The organism is Salarchaeum japonicum (assembly GCF_049705945.1).
GTDB classification, from domain to species: Archaea; Halobacteriota; Halobacteria; order Halobacteriales; family Halobacteriaceae; genus Salarchaeum; species Salarchaeum japonicum_A.
In genome coordinates, this window is the sequence record NZ_JBNAMV010000004.1 from 1193316 (window position 1) to 1217984 (window position 24669).

At 67.8% G+C, this 24669-nt stretch carries 28 protein-coding genes and 1 tRNA gene; 10 read left to right on the forward strand and 19 right to left on the reverse strand.

Going from position 1 to position 24669, the window contains the following annotated elements; all coding sequences use genetic code 11:
* Positions 1-174: 174 nt before the first annotated feature.
* Both argH and ACOZ4O_RS08100 read right to left on the reverse strand, forming a co-directional pair.
* A complete protein-coding gene (gene argH / locus ACOZ4O_RS08095; RefSeq protein ID WP_424524801.1) occupies positions 175-1620 on the reverse strand; it encodes an argininosuccinate lyase in 1446 nt (481 codons plus the stop codon).
* Entirely contained in the window at positions 1617-2825 is a 1209-nt protein-coding gene (locus ACOZ4O_RS08100; RefSeq protein ID WP_424524802.1) for an argininosuccinate synthase, read from the reverse strand. The genes argH and ACOZ4O_RS08100 overlap by 4 nt, the downstream gene beginning before the upstream one ends.
* A gap of 254 nt (positions 2826-3079) precedes the next feature.
* Here ACOZ4O_RS08100 and ACOZ4O_RS08105 point away from each other — a divergent pair, with 254 nt between their 5' ends.
* Together ACOZ4O_RS08105 and ACOZ4O_RS08110 are read left to right on the forward strand one after the other, a co-directional pair.
* The gene (locus ACOZ4O_RS08105; protein ID WP_424524803.1) at positions 3080-3262 is read left to right on the forward strand and encodes a DUF7554 family protein; all 183 of its coding nucleotides are present in this window, start codon (positions 3080-3082) and stop codon (positions 3260-3262) included.
* A gap of 39 nt (positions 3263-3301) precedes the next feature.
* A complete protein-coding gene (locus tag ACOZ4O_RS08110; RefSeq protein WP_424524804.1) occupies positions 3302-3826 on the forward strand; it encodes a 2'-5' RNA ligase family protein in 525 nt (174 codons plus the stop codon).
* Here ACOZ4O_RS08110 and ACOZ4O_RS08115 read toward each other — a convergent pair.
* Together ACOZ4O_RS08115 and ACOZ4O_RS08120 are read right to left on the reverse strand one after the other, a co-directional pair.
* Positions 3823-6015, reverse strand: a complete 2193-nt coding sequence (locus ACOZ4O_RS08115; protein ID WP_424524805.1) for an ATP-dependent DNA helicase — start codon at positions 6013-6015, stop codon at positions 3823-3825. The two genes, ACOZ4O_RS08110 and ACOZ4O_RS08115, sit on opposite strands and share 4 nt — an antisense overlap.
* 45 nt (positions 6016-6060) lie before the next feature.
* A complete protein-coding gene (locus ACOZ4O_RS08120) occupies positions 6061-7005 on the reverse strand; it encodes a cation diffusion facilitator family transporter (protein WP_424524806.1) in 945 nt (314 codons plus the stop codon).
* A gap of 77 nt (positions 7006-7082) precedes the next feature.
* On the opposite strand from ACOZ4O_RS08120, the gene ACOZ4O_RS08125 reads away from it, so the two are divergent.
* Complete coding sequence (locus ACOZ4O_RS08125) at positions 7083-7478, forward strand: hypothetical protein (protein WP_424524807.1); 396 nt, start codon at positions 7083-7085, stop codon at positions 7476-7478.
* A complete protein-coding gene (locus ACOZ4O_RS08130; RefSeq protein ID WP_424524808.1) occupies positions 7475-7990 on the forward strand; it encodes a metallophosphoesterase in 516 nt (171 codons plus the stop codon). The genes ACOZ4O_RS08125 and ACOZ4O_RS08130 overlap by 4 nt, the downstream gene beginning before the upstream one ends.
* A gap of 105 nt (positions 7991-8095) precedes the next feature.
* On the opposite strand, the gene ACOZ4O_RS08135 is transcribed toward ACOZ4O_RS08130, so the two are convergent.
* The gene (locus ACOZ4O_RS08135; RefSeq protein WP_424524809.1) at positions 8096-8677 is read right to left on the reverse strand and encodes an ArsR/SmtB family transcription factor; all 582 of its coding nucleotides are present in this window, start codon (positions 8675-8677) and stop codon (positions 8096-8098) included.
* Positions 8678-8754: 77 nt separating this feature from the next.
* On the opposite strand from ACOZ4O_RS08135, the gene ACOZ4O_RS08140 reads away from it, so the two are divergent.
* Complete coding sequence (locus tag ACOZ4O_RS08140; RefSeq protein WP_424524810.1) at positions 8755-8883, forward strand: hypothetical protein; 129 nt, start codon at positions 8755-8757, stop codon at positions 8881-8883.
* Here the strand turns inward: ACOZ4O_RS08140 and ACOZ4O_RS08145 are convergent.
* Positions 8880-9896, reverse strand: coding sequence for a threonine aldolase family protein (locus ACOZ4O_RS08145; RefSeq protein WP_424524811.1), 1017 nt, complete (start codon positions 9894-9896; stop codon positions 8880-8882). The two genes, ACOZ4O_RS08140 and ACOZ4O_RS08145, sit on opposite strands and share 4 nt — an antisense overlap.
* A gap of 85 nt (positions 9897-9981) precedes the next feature.
* Between ACOZ4O_RS08145 and ACOZ4O_RS08150 the strand changes: the two genes are divergently transcribed.
* Both ACOZ4O_RS08150 and ACOZ4O_RS08155 read left to right on the forward strand, forming a co-directional pair.
* Entirely contained in the window at positions 9982-11085 is a 1104-nt protein-coding gene (locus ACOZ4O_RS08150) for an aminopeptidase (RefSeq protein ID WP_424524812.1), read from the forward strand.
* Positions 11086-11339: 254 nt separating this feature from the next.
* A complete protein-coding gene (locus ACOZ4O_RS08155) occupies positions 11340-11492 on the forward strand; it encodes a hypothetical protein (protein WP_227261261.1) in 153 nt (50 codons plus the stop codon).
* A 112-nt stretch (positions 11493-11604) separates the two neighbouring features.
* On the opposite strand, the gene ACOZ4O_RS08160 is transcribed toward ACOZ4O_RS08155, so the two are convergent.
* Positions 11605-11679, reverse strand: a tRNA-Arg gene (locus ACOZ4O_RS08160).
* Between the two features lie 38 nt (positions 11680-11717).
* The gene (locus tag ACOZ4O_RS08165) at positions 11718-12617 is read right to left on the reverse strand and encodes a carbamate kinase (RefSeq protein WP_424524813.1); all 900 of its coding nucleotides are present in this window, start codon (positions 12615-12617) and stop codon (positions 11718-11720) included.
* An 81-nt stretch (positions 12618-12698) separates the two neighbouring features.
* On the opposite strand from ACOZ4O_RS08165, the gene ACOZ4O_RS08170 reads away from it, so the two are divergent.
* Positions 12699-13229, forward strand: coding sequence for an AAA family ATPase (locus ACOZ4O_RS08170; RefSeq protein WP_424524814.1), 531 nt, complete (start codon positions 12699-12701; stop codon positions 13227-13229).
* Positions 13226-13633: an RNA-binding domain-containing protein gene (locus ACOZ4O_RS08175; protein WP_424524815.1), complete on the forward strand. Its 408-nt coding sequence runs from the start codon at positions 13226-13228 to the stop codon at positions 13631-13633. Before ACOZ4O_RS08170 ends, ACOZ4O_RS08175 begins: the two co-directional genes overlap by 4 nt.
* Here the strand turns inward: ACOZ4O_RS08175 and ACOZ4O_RS08180 are convergent.
* From ACOZ4O_RS08180 to ACOZ4O_RS08200, 5 genes are read right to left on the reverse strand one after another with little or no spacing between them, the layout of a single operon-like run.
* A complete protein-coding gene (locus ACOZ4O_RS08180) occupies positions 13630-14619 on the reverse strand; it encodes a nucleoside recognition protein (RefSeq protein ID WP_424524816.1) in 990 nt (329 codons plus the stop codon). The genes ACOZ4O_RS08175 and ACOZ4O_RS08180 overlap by 4 nt on opposite strands.
* A gap of 39 nt (positions 14620-14658) precedes the next feature.
* Positions 14659-15216, reverse strand: coding sequence for a magnesium transporter (locus ACOZ4O_RS08185; RefSeq protein WP_424524817.1), 558 nt, complete (start codon positions 15214-15216; stop codon positions 14659-14661).
* On the reverse strand, positions 15217-15795 hold the full coding sequence (locus ACOZ4O_RS08190) for a magnesium transporter (RefSeq protein ID WP_424524818.1): 579 nt from the start codon (positions 15793-15795) through the stop codon (positions 15217-15219).
* 42 nt (positions 15796-15837) lie between these two features.
* The gene (locus tag ACOZ4O_RS08195; protein WP_424524819.1) at positions 15838-17010 is read right to left on the reverse strand and encodes an MFS transporter; all 1173 of its coding nucleotides are present in this window, start codon (positions 17008-17010) and stop codon (positions 15838-15840) included.
* Complete coding sequence (locus ACOZ4O_RS08200; RefSeq protein ID WP_424524820.1) at positions 17011-18396, reverse strand: signal recognition particle protein Srp54; 1386 nt, start codon at positions 18394-18396, stop codon at positions 17011-17013.
* A gap of 91 nt (positions 18397-18487) precedes the next feature.
* Between ACOZ4O_RS08200 and ACOZ4O_RS08205 the strand changes: the two genes are divergently transcribed.
* Positions 18488-18937: a hypothetical protein gene (locus ACOZ4O_RS08205; protein ID WP_424524821.1), complete on the forward strand. Its 450-nt coding sequence runs from the start codon at positions 18488-18490 to the stop codon at positions 18935-18937.
* On the opposite strand, the gene ftsY is transcribed toward ACOZ4O_RS08205, so the two are convergent.
* The 6 genes from ftsY to ligA all read right to left on the reverse strand — a co-directional run bounded on the left by ftsY (position 18923) and on the right by ligA (position 24590).
* Entirely contained in the window at positions 18923-20074 is a 1152-nt protein-coding gene (gene ftsY / locus ACOZ4O_RS08210) for a signal recognition particle-docking protein FtsY (protein WP_424524822.1), read from the reverse strand. The two genes, ACOZ4O_RS08205 and ftsY, sit on opposite strands and share 15 nt — an antisense overlap.
* Positions 20075-20077: 3 nt before the next feature.
* Positions 20078-20545, reverse strand: a complete 468-nt coding sequence (pfdA, locus tag ACOZ4O_RS08215) for a prefoldin subunit alpha (protein ID WP_424524823.1) — start codon at positions 20543-20545, stop codon at positions 20078-20080.
* Between the two features lie 429 nt (positions 20546-20974).
* Positions 20975-21637: a translation initiation factor IF-6 gene (locus ACOZ4O_RS08220; RefSeq protein ID WP_424524824.1), complete on the reverse strand. Its 663-nt coding sequence runs from the start codon at positions 21635-21637 to the stop codon at positions 20975-20977.
* Between the two features lie 3 nt (positions 21638-21640).
* On the reverse strand, positions 21641-21922 hold the full coding sequence (locus ACOZ4O_RS08225) for a 50S ribosomal protein L31e (protein ID WP_424524825.1): 282 nt from the start codon (positions 21920-21922) through the stop codon (positions 21641-21643).
* Positions 21922-22074, reverse strand: a complete 153-nt coding sequence (locus tag ACOZ4O_RS08230; RefSeq protein WP_145845054.1) for a 50S ribosomal protein L39e — start codon at positions 22072-22074, stop codon at positions 21922-21924. Before ACOZ4O_RS08230 ends, ACOZ4O_RS08225 begins: the two co-directional genes overlap by 1 nt.
* A gap of 362 nt (positions 22075-22436) precedes the next feature.
* The gene (ligA, locus tag ACOZ4O_RS08235) at positions 22437-24590 is read right to left on the reverse strand and encodes an NAD-dependent DNA ligase LigA (RefSeq protein ID WP_424524826.1); all 2154 of its coding nucleotides are present in this window, start codon (positions 24588-24590) and stop codon (positions 22437-22439) included.
* Between the last annotated feature and the right edge of the window lie 79 nt (positions 24591-24669).

Here is a 24669-nt window from a genome sequence, read left to right on the forward strand (position 1 = left end):
CACTCACTTAAACACGTCGAACCTGTCAGAAAAATTAACAAAACGTGTGCGGGTCGCTACCCGGGCAAAACGCCCGAAAAATCCGAACGAAACCGAGAGCCGAAGCCGGTGCTGTAGTTATAAAGTCCCCCGAGCGGGGGTCGCGGTCGTCGCAGCAGTCCGGCGGCCGCGTGGTCACTCATAGGCCGCCACCTCCGCCGCGAGCGCGTCGTCGGCGTCCGCGAGCGCGTTCCGGCGCGCGTCCACGGCGTCCACGTCCGCGGCGACCGACTCCGCCGCGCGGTCGAGCGCGCCCGCGACGGCGTCCGGCGCGGGACCGCCGAAGGAATCGCGCATCGCCACGCTCGCCGCCGGGTCCAACGCCGCTTCCACGGCCTCGATGTCCGCGAGGTCCGCGAGCGGTTCGCCCGTCACCGCGCGCGCCGCATCGTCGAGCGCGGCGAGGTCGCCCGTCCCGGCCTCGGCGACGATTTCGTGCGCGGTGCGGAACGGGAGGCCCGCCATCGCGAGCGTGTCCGCGACGCCCGTCGCGGTCGAGAACCCTTCGCCCGCGGCGTCCGCGAGCGCGGCCACCGGCCACTCCGCCGTGGCGACCGCACCCGCGGCCACCTCCACGGCCTCGCTGACTTCGTCCACGGCCGTCCAGCCGTAGCCCGTCGCGGACTGAAGGTCGCGGTTGTACGCTCTCGGAAGTCCCTTCAGCGTCGTGAGCAGCCCCTGGAGCGCGCCCGCCGCGTCGCCCGCGGTCGCGCGGACGAGTTCGAGCGTGTCCGGGTTCTTCTTCTGCGGCATGATGGAGGACGTCGAGGAGTAGTCGTCCGCGAGGTCGAGGAGGCCCTTGTTCGAGAACACCACGAGGTCCTCCGCCAGCCCCGAGACCGTCGTCGCGAGCGCCGCGAGCGCGGACACGCCCTCCACGAGGAAGTCCCGGGTCGAGGACGCGTCCATGCTGTTCTCGACGACGGAATCGAATCCGAGGAGGTCGGCGGTGCGCTCGCGGTCGATGTCGAACGGCGTGCCGCCGAACGCCGCCGCGCCCAGCGGACTCCGGTTCGTCCGCGAGTAGGCGTCGAGGAGACGTTCGGTGTCACGCGCGACCGCGGACTCGTAGGAGAGCAGGAAGTGCGCGACCGTCACCGGCTGCGCCGGCTGGAGGTGCGTGTACCCCGGCATCACCGTGTCCGCGTGCTCCGCGGCGGTCTCCAGGAGCGCCTCCCGGAACGCGATAGTGGTCTCCACGGCGTCCAACAGGTCGTCGCGGAACCGGTGGCGGATGCAGGTCGCGACCTCGTCGTTCCGCGAGCGCGCCGTGTGCATCTTCCCGCCGACTGGCCCGACGCGGTCGATGACGGCGGTTTCGATGGCCTCGTGCACGTCCTCGCCGTCCGGGAGGGCGTCGAACCCCGCCGACTCCACGTCGTCGAGCGCGCCCAGAATCGTCGCGGCCGCCGACTCCTCGATGACTCCCTGCTCGGCGAGCATCACGACGTGCGCGCGGTCCACCGCGAGGTCCGCGGCGAAAATACGGGAATCGGCGCCCATCGAGGAGAGGAACTCGCGGGCGGGGCCGCCGCTAAAGCGCTCCCGGCGAACCGCTGTCGAGTCCTCTCCGTCGCTCATTCGTCGTCGCCCCCGTCCGTCGTGAGCGTCGGCTTCGACTTGTTCGCGAGACGGGACTGGAACCCGTGGTACTTCGCGACCCCGGTGGCGTCCGCCTGCTCGATGCCGTCCACGGTTTCCGTGTTGAACGACGCCGCGGACTCCGAGTACACCGCGTACTCGCTGTCGCGCGCGACCGGACGCGCCTGCCCGCCCTCGAACTTGATGGTCACCGTTCCGGTGACGCGCTCCTGCGTCGTCGAGATGAAGCCCTCCAGGGCGTCGACGAGCGGCGCGTCGACAAGGCCCTCGTAGGCCTTCTGCGACCACTGCGCGTCGACTTCCTGCTTGAAGTCGCGCTCCTCCTTCGTCAACACGAGACCCTCAAGGGCCTCGTGCGCGTTCAGGAGCGTCGTCGCCGCCGGATGCTCGTAGTTCTCGCGGACCTTCAGCCCGAGCATGCGGTCCTCCATCATGTCCGTACGGCCGACGCCGTACCCGCCCGCGAGGTCGTTCAAGTACTGGATGAGCTGCACCTGCGGGAGTTCCTCGCCGTTCACCGCGACCGGCACGCCCGCCTCGAACTCGATTTCGACGAGCTCGGTTTCCTCACCGGGGTCGTCCGTCCACTCGTAGATGTCCGTCGGCGGCACGTACCCCGGGTCCTCCAGCTGGCCGCCCTCGATGCTGCGACTCCAGAGGTTCGAGTCGATACTCCACACGCCCGCGTTCCCGCCCTCGACGGGCAGGTTCTTCTCGGCCGCGTAGTCGACCTCCCACTCGCGAGTGAGTCCCATCTCACGGACCGGCGCGACGACCTCGAGGTCGGAGCTCCGCCACACCGCCTCGAAGCGGAGCTGGTCGTTTCCTTTTCCGGTACAGCCGTGCGCGACCGCCGCACAGCCCTCCTCTTCCGCGACTTCGAGGATGGCTTTCGCGATGACCGGCCGCGCGAGCGCCGTCCCGAGCGGGTAGCCCTGGTAGTCGGCGTTCGCCTGCACTGCGTCCATACACAGCGAGGCAAAGTCGTCCTTCGCGTCGACGACGAAGTGCTCCAAGTCGAGCGCCTCGGCCGTCTCCTCGGCCTCGGCGAACTCCGACTCGGGTTGGCCGACGTCGACCGTGACGCCGATGACCTCGTCGTAACCGTACTCTTCCTTTAGCAGCGGTACACAGACCGTCGTATCGAGCCCGCCCGAGAAGGCGAGCGCCGCTTTTCCTGACATTATCGTTGGATTCCGAAGTTAGTGAGCGCGCGAACGACCAACCGACGTGGGGGAGTAACTAGTTGGGGTCAGGAGACCCCGGTCGTCGTCGTCGCGCGAGGAAAGCGGCGGACGACTCACTCACCGGACGCGAACGCGCGTTGGCGGGAGCCGTCATCATCGTACCCGTTCTTACACTCGCCCTCGTATTAATGGGTTTCGTCATCGCGGCACGCGCCGCATACGTTATCAGGGGCGACCGCGAACCGCCGGCTATGCGCAACCGTGGCGAACTGGAGGTGGAGGACCTCCTCAAGATCGTGCTCGTGCTCGTCGTCGTCTGGCTCGCCCTCGAAATCGTCGGCGAAATCGTCGGCACGCTCGCGGCCATCGCCGGCCCCATCGTCGGCCTGCTCATCGCCGCCATCATCGTCCTCTGGCTCCTCGACCGCATCTGAGCCGACAACAGCAAACCTCCGCAGTCCCTGTTCTCTCGCGTGTACAGCGTGAACGTCCCCGTCCCCGACCCCGTCCACGCGGTCGTGGACGACCTCCGCCCGCTCCTCACGCCGTTCGACCGCGTCCGAGAGCGCCGCACGCGCTCGCTCGTCGCGAAACGCCTCCCCGCTGAGAACCGCCGCACGTACCGCGAGAACGAGCGCCGCGTCCGTGACGCCCTCCGCGGCGCGCCGAGTTTCGAGTGCCGAATCTCCGGAATCGACGCGTTCCGCGACCCGCCGAGCGGCACGAGCCCCGTCGTCTACCTCGCCGTCGAGAGCCCCGGCCTCCACGAGATCCACCGACGACTCTGTGACGCCTTCGACCCCGTCCCGGGGATGGAGGGCGACGACTACACGCCGCACGTCACGCTCGCCCGCGACCTCTCCGGGTTCCGCGCCCAATCGGCGCTCGACGACGTGCTCGCCGCCGACGTCGACTCCGTGACGTGGACCGTCGAGGAACTGGAGTTCCGGGACGCCACCCACCACGAACGAATCAGCACGCTCTCCCTTCCCGCCTAGGGCCGCGGCGGACTGCCGTCCCAGGCGTCCATGTCGCCGTAGAAGTTCAGAGTCGCGAACTTCAGTTTCTCAGGAGCGATGTCGATGAGTTCCGCGCGCTCCTCCGGCGGAAACGCGTTGTTCACGCTGTACTTCCGCATCGCCGTCCGCGACTCCTTCGTGTACCGACGGTCAAAGAGCGCGCGAACGCCGAAGTCGTCCGGCGACCGGATGACGCGCCCGAGCGCCTGCCGCGTCTTCCGAACCGTCGGAATCTCGACGGCGTACCGCCAGCCCGGGTCCTCGCCGCGGCGCTGACGGCCCGTGTCCTTGAACGCCTCGCCGTACGCGTCCTGCACCGCCTGCGCCCGCTCGTCCAGATGCGGGTACGGCACGCCCACCACGCCCACCGAGCGCGCGTCGTCGCCGTCGAAGGACACGCCCTCCGCGAGCGTCCCCCAGAGGCTCGTGAACAGCACGGCGTCGTCGTCCGCCACGAACTCCTCCCGGAGGTCCTGCGCGCTCACGCCCGGTTCGTCCAGGTAGCGCGCGGCGTCCGCGTCCGCGAGCAGGTCGTGATAGCGCTCAGCCTCCGAGTAACTCGGGAAGAACAGGAGCGTGTTCCCCGCGGAGAACTCCACGAAGTCCCGGAGCGCGTCCGCGTACTCCCGCTGCACCGCCGGGTCCTCCCGGTTGCTCGAAAACAACGGCTCCGTGTCCACGGCGAACGTCCGCCGGCGGTCCTCCGGGAACTGGAGGCCGTACGCCATCGTCTCCGGGTCCTCCAGTCCGAGCACGTCCGCGGTCACGTCGAACGGCCGCAGCGTCGCGCTCATCAGCACGCTCGCGTGCACGTCCTCGAACAGCTCGGTGGTGACGTCCCGGGGGATGCACGTGTAGAGTTCCGCGCGACCGTAGATGTTCCCGGTGCCCGAATCCCGGCGAACGGAGACGGTGGGATACTGGCCGAGTTCCGTGCCCTTCGTCAGGTAGGCGTCCACGAACCGCGCGCACTGCAGGGTCTGACAGTCCTGCCGGGTGGTCGCGTCCCCGTTCCGGTACGCGTCCTCGTACTCGTCGTCGAGGTGTTCGCCGAGCGCGAACGCGTCGTCCACGTCCGTGCTGATGCCGCGCCCCTCGTAGTGCTCCAGGAACGCGAGCGTGAGGTCGTCGCGCTTGGTCTCGTTCGCGACCGGCACGTCCTCCCAGTTCTCCCCGACGCGCTCCGCGTCCCCGTACCCGAAGGAGTCCTCGTAGGTCTCCACGAGCGCGTCCCGGAACGCCTCGACGACGTTCAGCGCCGCGTCCGCCCGCGCGTCGCTCGACTCCTCTAACTCCGAAACCGCTTCGTCGAGCGTGTTCTCGGTGAGCGTCTCTGAGGCGTGGTCGCGCGCTGCGCCCTCGACGTTGTGCGCCTCGTCGAACACCACCACCACGTCCTCGGGGTCGCGGCCGAGCCAGCGGAAGAACTGCGCGCGGATGCCGGGGTCGAGCAGGTGGTGGTAGTTACACACCGCGAGGTCCACGCCCTCGATGCCGTCCTTGAGGAGTTCGTACCCGCAGAGCCCCTCCATCGCCGCGTACTCGTAGATATCCTCGGGAGTTCGGACGTCGTCGTACAGCCACGCGTAGAAGTCGTCCGTGTCCGCCGTGAGGTTCTCGTAGTAGTGCTCACAGGTGTTCTTCTCTTCCAACTCCTCCAGTTCGGCCTCCACGGATTCGAGTTCGTCCATCACGGCCTGCCGCGCGTCCGCCGCCCCCGACTCGCCCTCGTTCGCCGCGTCCAACAACTCCTGCTGGCGCTCCACTAACTGCTCCCTGTCGCGCTCCGCGTCCACGACCTCGTGGGTGTTGTCCCGGAGCACCTGACACTCCTCGTACCCCACGTCGATGTGGCACATCTCGCCCTTCCCCTTGAACACGATGCCCCGGATGGGTTCCTCCGCGTGAATCTCTCGGGCCTCACGGACGAACTGCCGCATCTGCTGGTGGACGTTCGTCGTGATGACGACCGTCTTGTCCGTCTCCCGCGCGTACGACAGCGCCGGCGCGAGCGACGCCAGCGTCTTCCCCGTTCCGCACGCCCCCTCGAACAGGACGTTCCGGCCGTCCTCCAAGGACTCCCGAATCCGCGCCATCGCCGCCGACTGATTGTCGTACGGCGACGGTTTCGGGAAGAACCGGAGGTAGTCCGCGTTGCTCGAAGCCACGTTGGGAACGTATTGACCGCGAAACGGCTTAAACTCGGGGTTCCGCTACACCTCGGGTTCGATGTAGACCTTCCGCACGTCGCTGTTCGTGGCCTGGAGTTCGTCCTCGATGGCGGTGATGGTGTCGTCGATGCGTTCGGTGTCCCACGAGGAGTCGAACACCACGTCAGCGGTCACCAGCACGCGGTTCGGGCCGAAGAACACGGTGCGGAGGTCCTCGATTTCCTCGACGCCCTCCCAGTCGGCGATGATGGCGCGCAGGTCGTCTTCCTCTTCTTTCTGCAGGCTCTCGCCGACCAGGAGGCGCTTGTTCTCCCAGGCGAGCGCGACCGCGAACCCCATCAGGAGCACGCCGATGAGGAGCGCGGCGGCGGCGTCGTAGACCGGGTCGCCGGTCGTGTCGCTCAGGAAGACGCCGACGAGCGCGAGCACGAGGCCGGTGACGGCGATGAGGTCCTCGGTGAACGCGGTGAGCGTCGTGACGTTCGAGGTCTTCCGGAACGCCTCACGGAACCCGCTCCAGTCGTGCCGGCGGATGTCCGCCCGCATCCCGAGAATCGCCTGTCGGAGCGCGTACGACTCGAATCCGATGCCGCCGAGGAGGACGCCGTAGTTCACCCAGACGGCGGGGAACGTCTGGGAGAGCAGCGTGACATCTCCCGCCGGTGCGGCGGACGTGTGGCTGGTGAGCGCGTGGTAGCCGTGGTTGAAGCTCTCCCAGCCGGCGATGCCGAACAGGAGGACGCTCACGAGGAACGCGTAGAAGAACTGCGCCTTCCCGTACCCGAACGGATGGGCGCGGGTGGCTTTCTTCCCGCCGTACCGCAGGCCGATGAGGAGGAATATCTGGTTGCCCGTATCGGAGATAGAGTGGTACGTCTCCGAGAGCATCGCCGGACTCCCGGTGAGTGTGAACCCGATGAACTTCAGGACCGCGATGGCGGCGTTCGCGAACAACGCCGCGAGAACCACAGACTTGCTTGACGCCATTACCGGTGGCTTCTCCCCGTGGCGTGAAAAAAGCGCCCGCCGGAACCGTTTCGGTGGTCGCCGCCCTTCCCGGACGTATGACGGAGTACCAGCCAGGCGTGTGTAACATCGGCGCGGGAGAGCAACGAAAGCGGTACGCGTTCGGCGTTGCGGGGTTCGCCGTGGCCGCCGCCGTGGCCGTCGCGGTGTACGCGTTCTCGTTCCCCGCCGTCTGGATGCTCGCCGCCGTCGTCCCCCTGTTCGCGGGGTTCGAAGGCGTACTTCAGGGCGCACAGCGGTTCTGCGCGGGATTCGCGACCGCCGGTATCTACGACGTGAGCGACAGCGCGAACGACCGTCACGAGGTCGTTGACGACGCCGCGCGCCGCGCCGACCGCCGGAAGGCCGTCCGGATTCACGTTCAGTCCCTCGTCGGCGCGGCCGTCACCGGTGCCGCTCTCTACCTGCTCGCCGTCGCGGTCCCCCCGGCATGATTACCGTCGTCTCCGACACGCACAGCGAGACGGGTCACGAACTCGCCGGACGCACCCGCGACGCCGTCGACGCCGCCGAGGCCGTCCTGCACGCGGGCGACTTCACGACCGAATCGGCGCTCGACGCGTTCCACGACGCCGCGAACCGCCTGCACGCCGTGCACGGGAACGCGGACACACAGGGCGTCCGCGACCGCCTCCCCAGCGCTCGGACCGTCGACCTCGACGGCGTCCGGGTCGCGCTGACGCACACCGAACGCGGCGGCGAGACCGGTCTCGCGATGTTCGGCCGCCAGCACGGCGCCGACCTCGTGATTTCCGGACACACGCACCGCCCGAACGTCACGGACGTGGGCGACCTGGTGTTACTCAATCCCGGGACGCACGCGGAACCCCGGAGCCATCCGGTGACGCACGCGGAACTCGAACCGACGGAGACCGGACTGGCGGGAGAAATCAAGCGACAGGACGGAACGGTCGTCGAGGCGTTCGGGGTGGAGGGCCGAACGTAGCGGGTGCGTCACGAGGACGCGGTCAGGCCACGGGGGAGCGGCCTGTACCTGTCTCTACCATCGGATACATCAAGTAGTTCGTGAAGACTCAAACGGCCGTTTGAGTTATCTCCAGTACCGGTATCCCACGGCGAGGCAGAGCACGAGGAGGCCGCCGAGGAAGAACAGGACGCCCGGCGGCACGGCCGCCGCCGCGTTCGACGCCGTCTCCGTGCTCGCGGTCGAGACCCCGCCACCGCTCCCGCTCGGCGCGAGGACGCGTTCAGCAAGGAACTGCACGAGCAGGGACGCGACACCGAGCAGGGCGACCGCGCCGAGGAGGCCGCCGAGCATCGACCGCACCGTACTCCCCGTGTTCTCGTCGCCCGCGAACAACACGAGCGGCGCGTCCGTCGGCGCGTACACCGTCATCTCGCGGCCCTTCTCCGAGTACGAGGTGCCCGCGACCTCCACGAGGTCGGCGTCCCGGAGCTTCCCGAGATGGTACTGGGCGTTCTGGAGGCTCGTATCCACCTCGTCCGCGAGTTCGGACGCGGTCGCCGGTTCCTCGTGGAGCGCGGTGAGCATCGTGCGAGCGGTGCCGGCGGAGAGCGCGGACAACACCTGGTCGGCGTCGTCCGAGTCCACACCGATGACGCGCGGGTCCCCGTCGGGCGCGTCCGGCTTCTGGGAGGGCAAGAGGGACATACCCCCTCCTTGAGCGTCCTCCGGCTTTAGCGTTACTCGGCGAAAACCCTATACGCGACTACGGGCACCTCTCACGTGTGCTCCCCGACGACCCGGTGTTCTACGCGATTGCCGCGATTTTCGTCGCGTTCGTCCTCTACGTCTATCGCTTCCTCATCCGGACGGTGTCCGGGTTCCGGGACGGCTTCCACGATGGGAAGGACTAAACCGCGTCTGTGACCGTCTCGATAGCGGTCGTCACGTCCGTCGAATCCACGTTCTGGTGCGTGCAGAACCGAACAGTATACTCGCCGAACACCGACGCACGCACGTCCTCGCGCTCGCAGCGCTCCACGAGTTCGCTCGCGGTGAGACCCGCGTCCGCGGTGTCGACGAGCACGATGTTTGTGTCCGGCGCGGACGCGCGCAGGCCGTCGATGGCGTCGAGACCGGCCGCGAGCGCCGCCGCGTTCTCGTGGTCGGTGGCGAGTCGGGAGACGTTCTCCAGCGCGACCAGTCCCGGCGCGGCGACCATGCCGGCCTGCCGCATCCCGCCGCCGAACAGCTTTCGGACGCGGCGCGCTCGCTCGATGAACGCCGCGTCACCCGCGAGAATCGACCCGACGGGCGCGCCGAGTCCCTTCGAGAGGCAGAACATCACGGAGTCCACGTGTTCGGTGATGTCGCTCGCGGGCACGTCGAGAGAGACGGCGGCGTTGAACAACCGCGCGCCGTCGAGGTGGACGGGGACGCCGTGGTCGCGCGCCGCAGCCGCCGCCGCGCCGATGGCGTCCGGGTCGACGGCGACGCCGCCCTTCACGTTGTGCGTGTTTTCGAGGCAGAGCAGGCCCGTGCCCGGTCGGTGGAGTTCCTCCGCCACGTAGCCCGCTTCGACCTGGGCGGGCGTCGGCGCGCCGTTCTCGCCGCCGTCGAACGTCCGCACCTGGAGTTCGGAGTGCTGCGCGAACCCGCCGAGTTCGTACTTGTAGACGTGACTCGTCTCCTCCACGAGCGCCTCCTGGCCGCGTTCGGTGTGGACGCGCGCCGCGACCTGGTTCCCCATCGTCCCCGACGGGACGAACATCGCGGCCTCCATCCCCACGCGCGCAGCGGCCTCGGCTTCGAGTTCGTTCACGGTCGGGTCCTCGCGGTAGACGTCGTCGCCAACGTCCGCCGTCTGCGCGGCCTCCCGCATCTCCTCGGTCGGTCGCGTGACGGTGTCGCTCCGGAAATCGAGCATACCCTCGACTCGCCCGCCGAGGAGGAAAACGCTCGCGGTTCCGGCACTCCGAAAGCGGTTTTCGCGTCCCCCGCCAGGTTCCGGTATGGATCCCCGTATCCGCGACCACGCCGACGTCATCGTCTCGCACTCCACCGGCATCGAGAACGGCGACCGGGTCGCCGTCACCGCGCCGCCGGTGGCGGAAGACCTCGCCGTCGCCGTCTACGAACGACTCGCCGAGGAGGGCGCGACCCCCGTCATGCTGTACGGCGGCGACACGAGCCTCGGCGCGGATCGCGCCGCTCGCGCGTATCTCCGGGAGGCCGACGAGTTCGAGAACCCCGACCACCTCCAGGCGCTCTTCGAGGAAACCGACGCGACCATCCGCATCCGCGGACACGATAACGTCGCCGAGCGCGCCGACGTGGACGACGAACAGAACGCCGCCTATCAGCGCGCGATTCAGCCCGCGCGCACCGAACTCCTCTCGACCCAGTGGTGTCTCACGCAGTATCCGACGCCGGCGGACGCACAGCTCGCCGGCATGAGCACCGGCGAGTACGAGGAGTTCGTGTGGAACGCCGTCAACAAGGACTGGGAGGCCCAGCGCGAACATCAGTCGCAGATGGTCGAGATTCTCGACCCGGCGGACGAGGTGCGTATCCGCTCGGGGGACGAGACGGACCTCACGATGAGCGTCTCCGGGATGAAGACGCTGAACGACCACGGCGAACACAACCTCCCCGGCGGCGAGGTGTTCACCGCGCCCGTTCCCGACAGCGTCGAGGGGACTGTTCGGTTCGACCTCCCGCTCTACCATCAGAGCCGGGAGATAGAGGACGCCTACCTCGAATTCGAGGACGGCCGCGTCGTCCAGCACGACGCCGGGAAGAACCGCGACGTGCTCACGAGCGTTCTGGAGACGGACGAGGGCGCGCGCCACCTCGGTGAGCTCGGTATCGGGATGAATCGAGATATCGACCAGTTCACGTACAACATGCTGTTCGACGAGAAGATGGGCGACACCGTCCACCTCGCCGTCGGCATGGCGTACGACGCCTGCGTTCCCGACGACCGCGAACCCAACGAGTCGGCGACGCACGTGGACATGATTGTGGACATGAGCGAGGACTCCGTTATCGAGGTCGATGGAGAAGTCGTGCAGCGCGACGGCACCTTCCGCTTCGAAGACGGGTTCGACGGCTAACGCGAGCACGTCGCTCTCCGAATGGGGCTGACAGGCGGCAGTTCGGTCGACCGAGGTGCGCCGCGCTCCCGTCTCGTCCCCCGGCCGACTGTCGTTACGTCACACCGCCCGCTGGCCGCGCCATCGTACTTCAACGCTCGCCGTCGAGGGGTCGTACTCGCTTTTGGCCGTTCGTCATCGAACTCCCGTACGTCGAGAGTGTGGTACGAACTTTCATACCACGTTTTAAGTGTTTGGCAGGTGTGTGGTACCACATGCCTCAGCTCGACTGCCCGGAGTGCGAACGCGGCATCGCCATGCACGAACTCGAAACGCGTACCGTCGCACAGACCACGGGCTTCGAGACCAACTACCGTTGTCCGTTCTGCCGCAGCGACTTCGACGAAGTTGCCGAACTGATGACCTGACGCCCTCCCACCCTCACGCATACACCCGGGCAGCCGCAGCACGCGACCCAGAATTCCGTCCTCTCCGGGGCGACACGATCTGAGTTTTCTCCATCGCAAAAACCTACAGTCACGGGCACGGAGGGATTTGAACCCCCGACCGTTCGGTTAGAAGCCGAACGCTCTATCCGAGCTGAGCTACGTGCCCTCGGCCGAGGTACGCGCCGGCGGACAAAAGCCGTTGGGTTACGAAATCCGGGTGCCTGCGTCGCCGTCGACGGCAGCGGCCACGTCGTCGATACTGGTGATAATGGCGCGCTCGCCGCCGGCGTCGAGGAAGTCGAGGCAGGCGTCGACTTTCGGGTGCATGCTCCCGGCTTCGAACTCCCCGGCGTCGAGGTAGTCGCGCATCGTCTCGGCGCTCACGTCCCGAATCGGCTCTTCGTCGGGCGTGTTGTACCCTCGGTACGCGTGAGAGACGTCCGTCACCATCAGAAGCGTGTCGGCGTCGGTCTCGCGCGCGAGCAGTTCCGTGGTGTAGTCCTTGTCCACGACCGCCTCCACGCCCTCCGTGGAGTCTCCGTGGGAGACGGGAACGCCGCCGCCACCGCCGCAGACGACGGGCGTACCGGCGTCCACCAGTCGGGCGACGTGCTCGGATTCGAGCAGTTCGCGGGGTTTCGGACTGGCGACGACGCGGCGATGAACGGTCCCCTGCTCGGTCTCGACCTCGCGCGTGGGGTAGTCCGCGGCCGCGGCCGTCTCCGCGTTGAGGTAGGGACCGACGGGCTTCGCTGGGTCGTCGAAGGCGTCGTCGTCGGGGTCGACGACCGCGTGCGTCACCATCGAGACGGCGCGCGCGTCGAGTTCGTCGTCGAGCGCGCGAACGACGAGCGTCCCGATCTGGGCTTGCGTCTCCGCAACCAGCACGTCCAGCGGCCGCTCGGGAGTGTCCGTGGCCGCCTGTTCTTCGAGGAGACTGCCGACCTGCGGGCCGTTTCCGTGCGTCACGACGAGGTCGTGGCCGCGGTCCGCGAGCGCGCCGAGCTCCGGCGTGGCGCGCGCGAGGTGGTCGCGCATCTCCGCGACGCTGCCTTCGCCGCCCGACACGAGCGCGTTCCCGCCGAGTGCGACCACGGTCCGCATACCATCGGGTTCCCGCGCGGGCCACTAAGCCGTACTCCCCGAAGGGGTGTGCTTTTAGGGTGGACGCGGCTACCAACGCCCATGACTGTCATCGGTATCGTCGGCCTCCCCGGCAGCGGGAAGAGCGAGGCCGCGGCCGTCGCGGAGACGCTCGGCGTGCCCGTCGTGACGATGGGGGACGTCATCCGGCAGGCCTGCCGCGACCGCGGCCTCGACCCCGCCACCCACCACGGCGAGGTCGCACAGGCGCTCCGGGAGGAGGGCGGCCCCGCCGCCATCGCCGACCGCTCGCTCCCCATGATTCGGGACGCGCTCGACGAGAACGACACCGTGCTCGTGGACGGCATCCGTTCCGGCACGGAAGTAGAGCGATTCGAGGAGGCGTTCGGCGACGACTTCCTGCTCGTGAACGTGTACGCGCCATTCGACCTCCGAAACGAACGCATCACGACGCGTGGCCGCGACAACGCCGACGCCGAGTCGCTCCGGGAGCGCGACGAGCGCGAACGCGGGTTCGGGATGGACGACGCCATCGAACGCGCCGACGTGACCGTCGAGAACACCGGAAGCCTGGACTCCTTCCAAGAAGAAATCGAGGAACTACTCGCGTGATGTACGCCATCACCGCCACCATCACTGCGCCGGTGCAGCCGACCGAGGTCTCCGAACGCGTTGCCGACGCGATTCGCGAACTCTTCCCGAACGCAGACCTCATCGTCACCGACGACGAGGTCCGGGGAACGACCCACGACTTCGACGCGTTCCGCGAACGCCTGTACGAGCAGGAAATCCTCGACACCGCGCGCTCCGAGTTCCAGCGGAATCGAACCGACGACGGGTTCTCGTTCGACTTGAAGAAGCAGGCGGCGGTTCAGGGCGTCGTGAACTTCTCCGTCGGAAGCCCCGCGGAACTCGGCGACATCCACGTCGAGGTCGAGGTGGAGGAGCCGAGCGTGGACGAGTTCGTCACGCACCTCGCACCCGAGACCCGCGACGGAAAACCCATCGAGGACTAGGGCGCGAGCAGAACGACGAGCGTCGCGCCGATGAACGCGACTTTGAGTAGCGTGTTGAGCGCGACGACTTTCGACCCGAAGCTCGGTCCCCAGATGCCGTACTGGAACGGAATCGAGCGCTTGAACGTCGAGAACGCGAAGGAGACGATACCGCCGATGAGCATCGTCGCCACCGCCTGCCGTGCCGTGAACGTCCCGTCGAGCAGGGGTGCGATGGTCGCCGCGCCGCTCGTCGTGTCCACCGCGAACACCGCCACCACGGGAACGGCCGCCGCCGGCAACCCCACCGTATCGAGCAGTGAGCGCGCGGGCACGTCCGGAAGCGACATGCCGGTCACTCCCGTGGCGGCGTCCGCGAGCAGGCGGGCGTTCGCGAAGTCGTTCGTCGTCAACCACGCGACGGCGAGGTAGACGACCGCCAGCCGCGGCACGATGGTCGTCAGCTTCGACGCCGTCCGTTCGCCCGCTTCTTGGAGTTTCTCCCGACGCGTCGCGTTCTCGGTGTCGGGGCCGCTCGGCGTCGCGGACAGCGGTTCCGGGGACGACAACAGCACCATCCCCGCGAGGATTCCCGTGAGCGTAATCGCGAGGCTGATTGCGGCGCGCGCGCCGACGTACATCACGCCGACCTCCAGGCCGAGAATCGGAATGAGCACCGGGAGGTAGAACGTGAAGATGTGCTGGACGAACCCGAAGAACGTGTTTATCGTGACCGCGATGAGTGTCGCGGCGTCGCTCAATCCCTCCTCGCGGAACTCGGCGAGCATCCCGTAGCCCGCGGTCGGACTCGCGGCCGTCGCGAGTATCGCGGTTCCGACGCCGTCCGGGAGGTTCGCCGGCCCGGTGAGGTAGCGTGCGAGCCCCGCCACTTTCTCCACAAGGCCGAACGCGACGAGGAGGTTCGCCGCGAACAGCCCCAGCGAGATGAACACGGCGATGGACGCGACCCGGGGGAGCACGTCGCCGAGGAGGCCCGCGAGTGACACACTCTCTGGTAGGTACTCGGGGAAGAAAGGCGGTCCGCTTCAGACGAACAGTTCCACGGCGGTGAGCAACACGACGACGCCGAGCACGTCGCAGACGTTCGTGACGACCGGAATCACCACGTCGTCGGGGTCGAGGCGGAAGCGGTACGCGGCGTAGGTCGCGGCGGCTGCGACCACGACGGCGAGCACGGCGAGGACGACGCCGCTCGCGGTCGCAACGACGACGACGGTCGTGAGCGGGAGGACGAGGCCGCCGAGCGCGAACTGGACGACCCACGCGCCCGCGCCGACGAGCGGGAAGAGCGTGAGACCGAGGGCGATGGTGGCGAGCGCGTTCCCGGCGAGTTCGTCGTCCCGCGCGTCGAACCCGAGCGTCCCGAGGTGGAGCGCGGTGGAGAGCCTGCTTGCGAGCACGCTCCCGAGGTTTCCAGCCATTCCGATAGTCACTGGGACGAGCGTGAGGAGGCTCGGATACGTCGTGAGTATCTCCTGGCCGGTGTCGAGCACGAGCCCGCTCGCGAGTTCGACGAGCGTCAGTCCGACGAGCAGGGGGAAGGTCGCGCGGATGATTCCCCGGACGGTCCAGTTCTCCGGCACCTACGTCACCCCGAGCGCGATGGCGACCCGTGCGCCCGCGAGCATGGTGGCGATGCCGATGACGTCGCCGGTGGTCGTGACGACGGGGCCCGCGAGCGTGTCCGGGTTCATCCCGCGGCGATACCCGAGGAAGACGGCGACCACGACGACCACGGTCAGTCCGATTCCCGAGAGCACGCCGGCGACGAGCGCGACGACGAGCAGACCGGGGAGCGGTGCGGCGGGGCGGCCGAGGCCGAGGAGGACGAGGTAGCCGAGGACGGCGGCGACCGCGGAGACGGCGACGCCGTTCGCCATCGCGGCGGTGACGGCGGCGCGGACGCGGTCGTCGTCGAGCGAGAGGTCGGGTTCGACGAGTCCCTGGTGGAGGCCGGTGGCGAGGCGCGCGCCGAGCGACCCGTAGACGTTCCCGCGGGTCGCGAGCAGCGCGGGGACGAGCACGAGGAGGCCGGGGACGACGGTGAGTTCGCGCTCCATCCCGCCGAGCACGACGCCGGCGAACAGGCCGCCGACGGCGGAGAGCGCGAGCACGCCGAGCGCTTCCCCGTACGCGTCCCGCGCGACCGCCCGGATGCTCATGTACCAGTGAGATGTGCGGGAACGGTTAAAAAACCGGGCCGGTCACTCCGAGGCCGCGAGCCAGAGCGCGACGGCCGCCGCGGCCGCGAGCGACACCAGGAGGAGCGCGAACGCGGCGCCGTACGAGGCGCGTTCGGAGACGATGCCGACGACGGCGGGCGCGAGCGCGCCGGCGCCCATCAGGATGGTTCGGACGACGCCGAGGCCGCCGCCCGCCATCGAGTCGGGGACGAGGTCGACGAGGTACGCGCCCCGGACGGGTCGGAAGCCGTGGCTCCCGAGGCCGAACGCGACGACGCCAGCGGCGAGCACGACGAGCGGCGCGTCCGCCACGAGAAGGACAGCGAGGCCGACCAAGGCGAGCGCGAGCGTCCCCGCGACGACGCGGATTCGACTGAAACGGTCGGCGAGTTCGCCCGTCACCGGCTGGACAAGACTCACGAGGAACAGCCCGGAATAGAGCAGGCCGGCGGCGCCGTCGCTCGCGCCCGCGGCGTCCGTGAGGTAGAGCGGGAGGAACGCGACGACGCCGTTGTACGCGAACGAGAACCCCACGGTGACGAGGACGAACGCGCTGAACCGCGCGTCCCGGAACAGCCCGAGGTACGCGCGAACGGGCGTCCCGCCGCCCGTTTCGGCTTCTCTCTTGTCGGGGTCGTCGACGCGCGCGACGAACACGCCGGCGAGCGCGAGGCCGAGCAGGCCGGCGGGGAGGAAGACGGCGTGCCAGCCGCCGGCGTCCGCGAGCACGAGCACTGCGGCGGGCGCGACGACGCCGCCGAACGCGCCGAACGTGTCCAGCACGCCGAGCGACCGCCCGGTTCGCGAGGGATACGTCGCCGATAGTAAGCCGACGGCGACGGTCTTGTGGACGCCCGTTCCCGCCCCCACCAGCACCATCGCCGCGACGAGCACGAGGTAGGGAACGTCGACGGTGAGCGCGAGCGCGCCGACTGCGGCCACGACCGCCCCCGCGGCGATGACGGGGACGCGGCCGAGGCGGTCCGCGAGCGCGCCCGACGGGAACTGCAGGAGTGCGTACACGAGCATCATCGCCGTGAACGCCACGCCGAGCGCGGCATTGCTCACGTCGTACTCGGCGCTGAACGCCGGGAACAGCGGCGGGAACGCGTACCGGAGGAACTTCGCGAGGAACCAGATACCCGCGGCGAGAACGAGCGCGTCGAGGTCCGCGAGCGTCTCCCGGGCCGTCACTTATCCGAACGGCCCCATGCCGCCCATGCCACCGCCGCCACCGCCGCCGCCCATCTTCTTCATCATGCGCTGCATGTCGCCGTCGCCCATTCCCTGGAACTGCTTCATCGTGCGCGCCATCATCTTGTGCTGTTCCAGGAGTTCACGCACCGTCTCCTCGGAGACACCTGCGCCTTTCGCGACGCGGCGAATCTGGCTCGCGCCGACGCTCCGCGGGTTCTCCAGTTCCTCTTCGGTCATGGAGTCCATCACGACCTCGAACTGCCGCATCCGGTCCTGCGTCACGTCCATCGCGTCGTCCGGCAACTGGTCCATCATCCCGCCGCCCATCCCGGGAATCATGTCCATCACCTGCGACAGCGGCCCCATGTTGTCCAGGGCGCTCATCTGCTGACGCATGTCCTTCAGCGTGAACTCGCCCTTCAGCATGTCCTCGGGCTCCCAGTCCTCGTCCTCGTCGCCGGTCTCCTCCATCGCGCGCTCCACGCGCTCGGTGAGCTGCTTCAGGTCACCCATCCCGAGCAGCCGGGAGATGAAGCCGTCCGGCTCGAACCGCTCGATGTCCTGCACGGTCTCCCCGGTCCCGAGGAACGCGATGGTAGAGCCGGTCTCGTTCACCGCCGTCAGCGCACCGCCACCCTTCGCCGTTCCGTCGAGCTTCGAGATGACGACGCCGTCGATGCCGATGGACTCCTCAAACTGTTGCGCTTGGTCCTTCGCGCCCTGCCCGATAGCCGCGTCGAGCACGAGAAGCGAGCGGTCCGGCTGGACTTCGGCCTCGATCTCCTCGATTTCGTCGATGAGGTCGTCCTCCAGCGCGTGCCGGCCCGCCGTGTCCACAATCTGCACGTCCGCGTCGCTCGTGGCTTCGAGGCCCTCCCGCGCGATTTTCACGGGGTCATCCTCGTCGGGGTCGCCGTAGAAGTCGACCTCCGCGCGCTCCGTCATCTGCTTCGCCTGGTCGTACGCTCCCGGCCGGAACGTGTCCGTCTGAATGACTGCCGGCCGCAGTCCCTTCTTCGAGAACCACCACGCCATCTTCGCCGCAGAGGTCGTCTTCCCCGACCCCTGGAGGCCCGCGAGCATGATGGTCTGTTCTTCGAGCGGGAGGTTCGTCGAGTCGCCGACGAGGTCCACGAGCTCCTCGTAGACGATGCGGAGGACGTGGTCGCGCGCCGTCGTTCCGCCCGGCGGCTCCTCCTCCAGCGCCCGCTCCTTGATGGAGTCGGAGAGGTCCATCACGAGGCTGACGTCCACGTCCGCCTGCAGCAAGGAGCGCTGAATCTCCTTGACGACCTCATCGACGTCCTCCTCGGAGATGCGGGACTGCCCGCGCAGCTTATCTAGAGTCCCGCGAAGGGAACTCCCCAGGTCGTCGAGTACCATTTGACGACAGATAGTCGCCGCGTCGGTTAAAGGCTTTTTCTGCCGAGAACACGTGCGACGCGCTTTCCCCGGCGGCCCACCTACACGGACTGTGACCGAGACGCTCTACGCCACCCGCGCGCTCCTCTCCGTGCTCTGCGACCTCGCCGCGGACGCGGACCCCCGTCCCATCGACGTATCGCTCGCCGCCACGCCCGCCCGCAACCTCCTGCCGACGGACGACGACGCGGGCGTCGCGCTCACCAGCATCCCCGACGACACCCGCGTCCTCAGCGACTTCTACTTCCCGGACGCCGGCGACTCCATCAACCGCGTGTTCGGCATGGACATCACCACGCCCTCGGGGAAGACGGACGCGAGATTCCTCTCACATCCGAAGGGTGACCCGTCGGTATCGACGACCGACGACCTCCACGCCCGCATCCTCGTCGGCGTCCCGCCGTGGAACCCCGACGACGTGCGCGCGTACGACCGGAACGGGCGACGCCTCTCGCTCACGATAGTCTCGGCCGAAACAGAGGAAGACTCAGTCCTCGACTAGGTCCGCGACCAGTTCCTCGGGGTCGAATCGCTCGATGTCGTCGTACCCCTGGCCCGTCCCCAGGAAGAGGATGGGTTTACCCGTGACGTGCGACACCGAAATCGCCGCGCCGCCCTGACTGTCCGCGTCCGCCTTCGTCAGAATCGTGCCGTCGATTTCCGCGGCGGAATCGAACTCCCGCGCACGATTCACCGCGTCCTGACCCGCGACGGCTTCGTCCACGAACACCGTCATGTCCGGGTCGACGACGCGCTCTATCTTCTCCAACTGACTCATCAGGTCGTCCGACGTGTGCAGGCGGCCCGCCGTATCCCCCAGCACAACGTCCACGTCGTTCGCCTCCGCGTACTCCACCGCGTCGTAGATGACGGCCGCGGGGTCGCCGCCCTGCTCGTGCGTGATGAGTTTTCGGTCGAGGTTCCGCGCGTGCTCGCGGATCTGCTCGTTCGCCCCCGCCCGGTACGTGTCACCGTTCGCCAACACGGACGAAAAACCGTGGTCCGCGAGGTACTCGGAGAGCTTCGCGATGCTCGTCGTCTTCCCCACGCCGTTCACGCCAGTGAAGATGACGACGACCGGCTTCTCCGACTCCTCGATGCGTTCGAGGAAGTCGAACTGCCCCACCGAAATCACGGACAGCAGGGCGTCCTCGAGCGCGTCCTCAACGATAGAGCCGGTGGACTCCGTGAACTTCCGCTCCTCGCCCACGAGGTCGTCTCGAATCGCGTCCAGTATCTCGTCCGCGACGCTCATCTCCACGTCGCTCGACAGAAGCGCGAGTTCGAGCTCTCGAAGCGGCTCCTCGAGGTCCTCCTCATCGATGACGACACGACCGCGCGCGAACGACTTCGCGCGCGACGCCAACCCCGCCGCCGACTCGTCCTCGTCTTCGGGCTCGGAATCGGACGGCTCCGCGGACGCGGACTCCGCGTCCGATTCCTCGGCCGCGTCCGGTTCGACCGTTTCTGTGTCCGGTTCGGATGACTCCGCGACCTCGGCGTCGTCACCGGCTTCGGACGCAGCCGCATCCGCCGCAGCCTCCTCGGCCTCTGCTTCGGCGTCTTCCGCCGCTTCCTCGACGGATTCCTCCGCGTCCGACTTGAACCGACCGAGTTTCTCCTTCAGCCCGTCGAACATCCCCTATTCGTCCTCGCCCTGCTCCTGCATGCCCTGCATCTGCTGCTGCATCATCTGCTGCTGGGCCTGCTGGGCCTGCTGTTCGAGCTGCTGGCTCTCGGACTCGAGCTCCGCGATCTCCTCCTGCACGTCGTCGATGCGGTCGTCCACAGTCTCCTTCTTCGATTCGAGGGTGTCGACCGCCTCGTCTTCCTCCTGCTCGGCCGCGTACCCGCCGCCGAGACCGACGACGACCTCGTCGATATCCTGGACTTCGGCGCGAACGTACGCGTCGCCGCCGAGCGGCACCTGCACCGTCGACTCCGTTTCGAGCAGGTCGAGCGCCTCGATGGCCTCGTCAATCTCCGTCTTCTCCGCTTCGAGGGCCTCGACGTCCGCTCGAAGCTCCTCGATTTCCTCCTCGATAGCTTCGATTTCCTGTGAGAGCGCCTGAAGCTGCTGTCGACCGCCACCGCCGCCTCCAAGACTCATGATACCAATAGAGCGGGCCGCAAGCGGGAAGTATCTTTCCAAGCCCTCACACGCCTCCGGCGTGTTCGCCCTTGGAGATTCCGCCAGGCAACTGCTTCTGAGCAGTTGGACGCAGTCGCACCCGCTACGCGGGTGCGTACCGCATCATAGCAAGACAATCCGACACTCAAGCGGCCGGAAACGACGCCCCGAACGCCCGCTGGTAGACCAGGAACGTACTTGAAACGATCTTCCAGATGAGAAGAACAACCTCCGCGCCGGCGGACTGGAGAGTGTTTTCGACGTACTCGATACCGAGTAACCAACGGGCGGTGTGGACCGAGTCGGTGTGATGCGGTACGCACCCGCGTAGCGGGTGCGACTGCGTCTGCCGACGGCAGTGGTGGGAAATGAAAAGGGGTCAGCCCGCCTCCGGCGGGCTGAGGGCTTTCAGATGTAGCCGAGCGCGTCCTCGATGCGGCCGAGTTCGGGGCCGGTGGTGTCCTCGCCGACGATGTAGCCGTTCGAGTTCGCGATTAGCCCGGAGCCGACGAGCGGCGCGCCGTAGTTGATGGTGCCGATGTCCGCGGGGACGCCGAGCGCGTCCTCCACCGCGTCCAACTCCGCGTCCGTCGATTTCGGATGGCAGAGCACGCCGCGGTCGTTCGCGACGCCCGCGGTGCCGACCGTGTCGACGCCGCCGAGCGTCCCGCGCTCCACCGACACGTCGAGCGTGTCCGCGACGATATCGAGCGCGCGGTCCGAGAGGTCCGGATGGACGTACGCGCCCTCGTCGTTCGCGAGCACGACGTTCCCCGCAGCGTTTACGCGCCCCGGAAGCACGTCCACCGCGAGGTCGGTCTCCGCCTCAAGTCGCTCGCGCTCGCGCTCCCGAGCACGACCGCTCACCACGAGCCCGCTGCTGTTCCCGGCGACCAACGACCCGACGGTCGAAGACCCGCCGACGGTCGTCCGAACCACCGATACATCCAACTCGTCTTCGAGCGATGTGGCTACGTCATCCTCGACGTCAGGCCGCACCACTACACAATCATCGGTCGCCCGCGCGAACACACCGACGTACGGGGACCCCGCGAACGACGTGCGAAACACGACTTACTCGTCCGCGTACTCCGCTTCCACGACGGGTTCGCCCTCCTCCTCGAAGCGAGCAGCGCGAACACGAACCTTACTCGGCGGCTTCTTCTGGCCGCGCGCCCACGCAACCTCGTTGATGGAGGGGTCGAGACGCACCGCGTCCTCGTCCACACTGAAGTGCTTCGCGAGGTGCTCGCGGATGAGCGTCATCGCCTTCCCCGCGCGCTCGTGTTTCGGCTCCGCGAGCACGTCACGGAGGGGAACGGTCACGATCCGCTCCTCGAAATCACTCGCGCTCATTATTCGTCAGTGTCGCTACGCCGCCAATTTCGGCGCTTCGGGTTTCGCTGCACGTCACGGTCCGTCTTCATGATGACCCACGCCGGAACCCGGCTGTTCTGGCGCTCCAGCTTCGCCAGCCGCTTCTTCTTGGACTTCGACTTCTTACCCATAGTGCCCGACGCTACATCTGCCGAGCATAAAGAATTGTCCTTTCCCACCCACCTTTTTGGAGACGAGGCGCTCTGCGCCTCGTCTCGATAAACCTGTTCCCGCGAACGAACGACGGTGAGTGAGCGGGAGCCAGTCCGAGCATCGCTCTGACGCTGGAGGAAAAAGCCGCCACCGCACCGTGCCCGCACCGCGACCGCACCGTGGACGCTATCTCTTCCCCATCAGCGTAGATTGAAGTAGGATGTCGGGGCCAGCGGGTGGCGTGCTCTGAGAGGAGCGCGGGACGGGAGCCCGAAACCCCGGCGACGCGCCCGCCCGTGAACGAGGACGCGTCGCCGTGAACGCCCCTGTCCCACGGAGTTCACACGTCGACGCCGCGGTCGGCGAGCAACTCGAAGAACTCCTCCGGCGTGCGTTCCGGTACGTCCTCCTCGTCCGCGTCCTCGCGCTTCGTCGCTCCAGGGTTCTCGCCGACGACGAGGTAGTCCGTGTTCGAGGAGACGCTTCCGGTCACGTTCCCGCCGTGTGACTCGACGAGCGTTTCGAGTTCGTCCCGCGTCCAGTCCGCGACCGACCCCGTGAACACGATTGTGAGACCGTCGAGCTCGCTCCCGGTCTCTTCGGCTTCGACGTGCGGTGTGACGCCGCGTTCGCGCAGGCGCTCGATGACCTCGCGGTTCCGCTCGTTCTCGAAGAACTCGCGAATCTCGCCCGCGACCGTCTCACCGACGCCGTCCACCTCGCGGAGGTCGTTCTCGCTCGCGTCCAGCACCGCGTCCAGTCCGCCGAAGTGTCGCGCGAGGTCGCGCGCGACCGTCGGCCCGACCTCCGGGATGCCGATGGCGGCGAGGAACTCGGCGAGCGACGGGTTCGTCGACGCCTCCAGTTCCTCGACGAGGTTCGTCGCACTCATCTCTCCCCAGCCGTCCAGTTCCGCGATGTCGGCGGCGGTGAGGTCGTAGAGGTCGGCGACGCTGTGCTCCACGAGCCCCGCTTCGACGAACTGTTCCGCGGCTTCCGAGCCCAGTCCCTCGATATCGAGGCCGTCGTCGCTCGCGAAGTACTCGACGGACCGCTTCAACTGCGCGGGACACGCCAGTCCGCCGGTGCAGTAGTGGAGCGGGCCGCGGCGCTCGGTCTCGCTCCCGCAGACCGGGCACTCCTCGGGGAACTCGAAGTGGCCGTCCGAGCGTTTCTCCACGACCTCGTCAACGTACGGGATGACTTCGCCCGCGCGCTCCACTCGGACTTCATCGCCGACGTTCACGTCCATCTCCTCGATTTCGTCCTGATTGTGGAGGCTCGCGCGCGACACCGTTACCCCCGCCACGTCCACGGGTTCGAGCAACGCCACGGGCGTCAGTCGCCCCGTCCGCCCCACTTGGACGACGATGTCCGTAATTTGCGTCGTCTCGGAGCGCGCGGGGAACTTGTACGCGTACGCCCACCGGTAGTGCCGGCTCGTCGTCCCGAGGTCGGCGCACTGCGCGCGCGAGTTCACCTTGTAGACGACGCCGTCTATCTCGTAGTTCAAGTCCTCGCGCGCGTCCTGCAGTTCGTTCCGGTACGCGATGGCGTCCTCGATGTCGTCGACGAGCCGCGTGCGGCCGTTCACCTTCAAGCCCCAGTCGGGGAATTGTTCGTGTTCGCTCCAGTGCGTTCCGAGCCCCTCAGCGCCGAGCGCACCCCGGGACGCCGTCGCGCCCGCCACGTCGCCTTCGCTCTCGCCAGCGGCGAGGATGTCGTAGAAGAAGCAGTCGAGCGGGCGTTCCGCCGTCACGGACGGGTCGAGTTGGCGGAGCGTGCCCGCGGCGGCGTTCCGCGGGTTCGCGAACGGCTCCTCTCCGGCCTGCACGCGCTCCCGGTTGTGTTTCTGGAACGCCTCGCGCGGCATGTACACCTCGCCGCGGACGGCGAGAAAGTCCGGGTAGTCGCCGCGCAATCGGGCGGGCACGCTCTCGATGGTGCGGACGTTCTCAGTTACGTCCTCGCCGGTCTCGCCGTCGCCGCGGGTCGCGGCGCGAACGTACCGGCCGTTCTCGTAGACGATTTCGATGGAGAGCCCGTCGAATTTCGGCTCGCAGACGTAGTCCACGTCGCCGTCGACGTTCCGGCGGACGCGCGCGTCGAAGTCCCGCACGTCGGCTTCGTCGCCGCTGGAGTCGATGGACAGCATCGGTGCGACGTGCTCGACAGTCCCGAGTTCGTCGAGCGGTTCGCCGCCGACACGTCGCGTCGGCGAGTCCTCGGTCTGGAGGTCGAACGCGTCCTCGAGTTCCTGCAGGCGCTCGAACAGTCGGTCGTACGCATGGTCCGATATCACGGGGTCGTTCAGCACGTAGTACCGGTAGTCGTGGAACCGCACCGCCTCCCGCAGGTGCGCGACCTGTGATTCGGCTTTCTCCTCGGTGAGGTCATCGGGGTTCCTGAACTCCGTCTTCGGGTCCGTGATGTAGGGGTTCTCGGAATCGAGGCTCGCGGCTCCCTCCAGGTCCTCGAACGCCGCGTCTGACATGGCTCGAGGTACGACTGGGGGCGAAGTAAAGCACGGGGCCGCCGCGCGCCGGCACTAGTTGCACGGACCCACGACGCTT

What these genes read in the sequence shown, in the direction of transcription:
- argH (WP_424524801.1), bottom strand. Translation starts at nt 1,620, where the DNA reads ATGAGCGACGGAGAGGACTCGACAGCGGTTCGCCGGGAGCGCTTTAGC.
- ACOZ4O_RS08100 (WP_424524802.1), bottom strand. Translation starts at nt 2,825, where the DNA reads ATGTCAGGAAAAGCGGCGCTCGCCTTCTCGGGCGGGCTCGATACGACG.
- ACOZ4O_RS08105 (WP_424524803.1), top strand. Translation starts at nt 3,080, where the DNA reads ATGCGCAACCGTGGCGAACTGGAGGTGGAGGACCTCCTCAAGATCGTG.
- ACOZ4O_RS08120 (WP_424524806.1), bottom strand. Translation starts at nt 7,005, where the DNA reads ATGGCGTCAAGCAAGTCTGTGGTTCTCGCGGCGTTGTTCGCGAACGCC.
- ACOZ4O_RS08125 (WP_424524807.1), top strand. Translation starts at nt 7,083, where the DNA reads ATGACGGAGTACCAGCCAGGCGTGTGTAACATCGGCGCGGGAGAGCAA.
- ACOZ4O_RS08130 (WP_424524808.1), top strand. Translation starts at nt 7,475, where the DNA reads ATGATTACCGTCGTCTCCGACACGCACAGCGAGACGGGTCACGAACTC.
- ACOZ4O_RS08135 (WP_424524809.1), bottom strand. Translation starts at nt 8,677, where the DNA reads ATGTCCCTCTTGCCCTCCCAGAAGCCGGACGCGCCCGACGGGGACCCG.
- ACOZ4O_RS08145 (WP_424524811.1), bottom strand. Translation starts at nt 9,896, where the DNA reads ATGCTCGATTTCCGGAGCGACACCGTCACGCGACCGACCGAGGAGATG.
- ACOZ4O_RS08150 (WP_424524812.1), top strand. Translation starts at nt 9,982, where the DNA reads ATGGATCCCCGTATCCGCGACCACGCCGACGTCATCGTCTCGCACTCC.
- ACOZ4O_RS08155 (WP_227261261.1), top strand. Translation starts at nt 11,340, where the DNA reads ATGCCTCAGCTCGACTGCCCGGAGTGCGAACGCGGCATCGCCATGCAC.
- ACOZ4O_RS08165 (WP_424524813.1), bottom strand. Translation starts at nt 12,617, where the DNA reads ATGCGGACCGTGGTCGCACTCGGCGGGAACGCGCTCGTGTCGGGCGGC.
- ACOZ4O_RS08170 (WP_424524814.1), top strand. Translation starts at nt 12,699, where the DNA reads ATGACTGTCATCGGTATCGTCGGCCTCCCCGGCAGCGGGAAGAGCGAG.
- ACOZ4O_RS08190 (WP_424524818.1), bottom strand. Translation starts at nt 15,795, where the DNA reads ATGAGCATCCGGGCGGTCGCGCGGGACGCGTACGGGGAAGCGCTCGGC.
- ACOZ4O_RS08200 (WP_424524820.1), bottom strand. Translation starts at nt 18,396, where the DNA reads ATGGTACTCGACGACCTGGGGAGTTCCCTTCGCGGGACTCTAGATAAG.
- ftsY (WP_424524822.1), bottom strand. Translation starts at nt 20,074, where the DNA reads ATGTTCGACGGGCTGAAGGAGAAACTCGGTCGGTTCAAGTCGGACGCG.
- pfdA (WP_424524823.1), bottom strand. Translation starts at nt 20,545, where the DNA reads ATGAGTCTTGGAGGCGGCGGTGGCGGTCGACAGCAGCTTCAGGCGCTC.
- ACOZ4O_RS08225 (WP_424524825.1), bottom strand. Translation starts at nt 21,922, where the DNA reads ATGAGCGCGAGTGATTTCGAGGAGCGGATCGTGACCGTTCCCCTCCGT.
- ACOZ4O_RS08230 (WP_145845054.1), bottom strand. Translation starts at nt 22,074, where the DNA reads ATGGGTAAGAAGTCGAAGTCCAAGAAGAAGCGGCTGGCGAAGCTGGAG.
- ligA (WP_424524826.1), bottom strand. Translation starts at nt 24,590, where the DNA reads ATGTCAGACGCGGCGTTCGAGGACCTGGAGGGAGCCGCGAGCCTCGAT.